At 46.2% G+C, this 1,746-nt stretch carries 3 protein-coding genes; all 3 read left to right on the top strand.

The window, feature by feature from the left end; all coding sequences use genetic code 11:
- A partial coding sequence (locus A3766_RS17450; RefSeq protein ID WP_255375551.1) for an MATE family efflux transporter occupies nt 1–595 on the top strand: 595 nt, incomplete at its 5' end.
- Complete coding sequence (locus tag A3766_RS17445) at nt 588–938, top strand: translation initiation factor Sui1 (protein WP_068507944.1); 351 nt, start codon at nt 588–590, stop codon at nt 936–938. The genes A3766_RS17450 and A3766_RS17445, both read left to right, overlap by 8 nt.
- 23 nt (nt 939–961) lie before the next feature.
- Nucleotides 962–1,624 (top strand): glutathione S-transferase family protein, encoded by a 663-nt coding sequence (locus A3766_RS17440; RefSeq protein WP_068507945.1) that lies wholly within the window; start codon nt 962–964, stop codon nt 1,622–1,624.
- Nucleotides 1,625–1,746 lie beyond the last annotated feature (122 nt).

Here is a 1,746-nt window from a genome sequence, read left to right as displayed (position 1 = left end):
CTGGCTTGTAGCCCGATTCAGCCCCGAGTCTGTTGCCGGTTTTGGTGTTGCGTCACGTATTGAAGCAATCTTTCTTGTCGTAATTATGGGGCTAACCTCCATTATGGGCCCTTTTGTTGGCCAAAATTGGGGCGCAGAAAAACATGACCGGGTTTTCGAAGCACTTAAGATGAGCTTCAAGTTCGTTGCACTTTGGGGACTGGGGGCAAGCGTTTGTTTATGGCTATTTGCCAAGCCTCTAACCGGGTTGTTTTCGGCAGACGAATCAGTTATTGAGTCCTCCACCCTCTACTTATACTTAGTGCCTATCAGCTATCTATTTCTTGGCNTCATTATGCTGAGCTCGTCAGCAGCTAACGGTATCGGCAGACCAATGCCCTCTTTGGTCATGTCACTTCTACGCTTAATCGTAATTTTTATTCCCTTGGCATTAGCGCTTGGTAATTTTTTTGATCTCGCGGGTATATATCTGGCCACAAGCCTTGCTAATATAATAGTTGGCACGGGTGCACTGTATTGGGTGCGCCACCTCAATAAAAGTAATTTAAAACATTCTTCACATATGGAACTCAAAGAGAGCAAAAGCAATGCCTAGAAACAATCGACTTGTCTACTCCACCGAAACAGGGCGAACTTGTCCAGAGTGTGAACAAGCCATTGACGAATGCACTTGCTCTGCAGACCAAACTCCAGAGGGAGACGGCATCGTACGTGTAAGCCTCGACACGAAAGGCCGAAAAGGCAAAGGTGTGACCGTCTTAAGTGGAATACTGCTAAAAAACAACGAGCTAAAAGGTCTCGCCAAAGAGCTCAAAAAGAAATGTGGTGTCGGTGGTGCAGTGAAGGATGGAAATATCGAAATCCAAGGCGATCACCGTGAACTGCTATTGAAGATTCTTACTGAGCAAGGCTACAAAGTAAAACGTTCAGGCGGATAAACACTAAAAATAGGAAGACAGATATGGAACTAGTTATTGGTAATCAGAATTATTCATCATGGTCACTTCGGCCCTGGCTATTACTGACTCACTTTGACATCCCGTTCGACGAAATTAAAGTATTCCTTTTTGAAGAAAATACCCATCAGCGCCTCGCGGATTACTCCCCCACCTTCAAAGTTCCTGTACTGATTGATGACAAGGAAGGTAAGGACCTTACAGTCTGGGACTCATTGGCAATTTGTGAGTATGTTTCCGAGCAATATCTTAAAGGTAAAGGCTGGCCTGAAGACCCAAGTGACAGAGCCACTGCCCGAGCCTACTGCGCTGAAATGCACTCAGGTTTTCCAGCCTTAAGAAGCGCCCTGCCTATGAACTGCCGGGCTACTCGTAAAGTCAACCTCCATGAGGACTGCATTAAGGATATTCAACGCATCGACGGCATGTGGCAAGATGCGCTCAACCGCCATGATGGCGATTGGTTGTTTGGAGAGTTCTCCATTGCCGACTGCATGTTTGCTCCGGTTGCTTCCCGTTTTGCGACTTATCAAATTGAAGTATCGGATACCAGCAGAGCTTATATCGACCGCTTGCTTACCCTACCTTCAATGAAGCATTGGTACGAAGCAGCCCTAAAAGAAAAAGAAGTGATCGGAGAAGATGAAGCCGGCACCGACGTAGACTAGCACCAGCTCGCTTCATAGCCCGGTTTCGACAAGACCTCTTTAATATTGGCTCGTAATATTCGGTAACCAACGTTTCCAAAGAGTTCTTGTCGACCATTATTCATAATCCATGAAGGACTGCC

Source organism: Oleiphilus sp. HI0132 (assembly GCF_001635845.1).
This window is presented reverse-complemented; position numbering and strand designations above follow the sequence as displayed.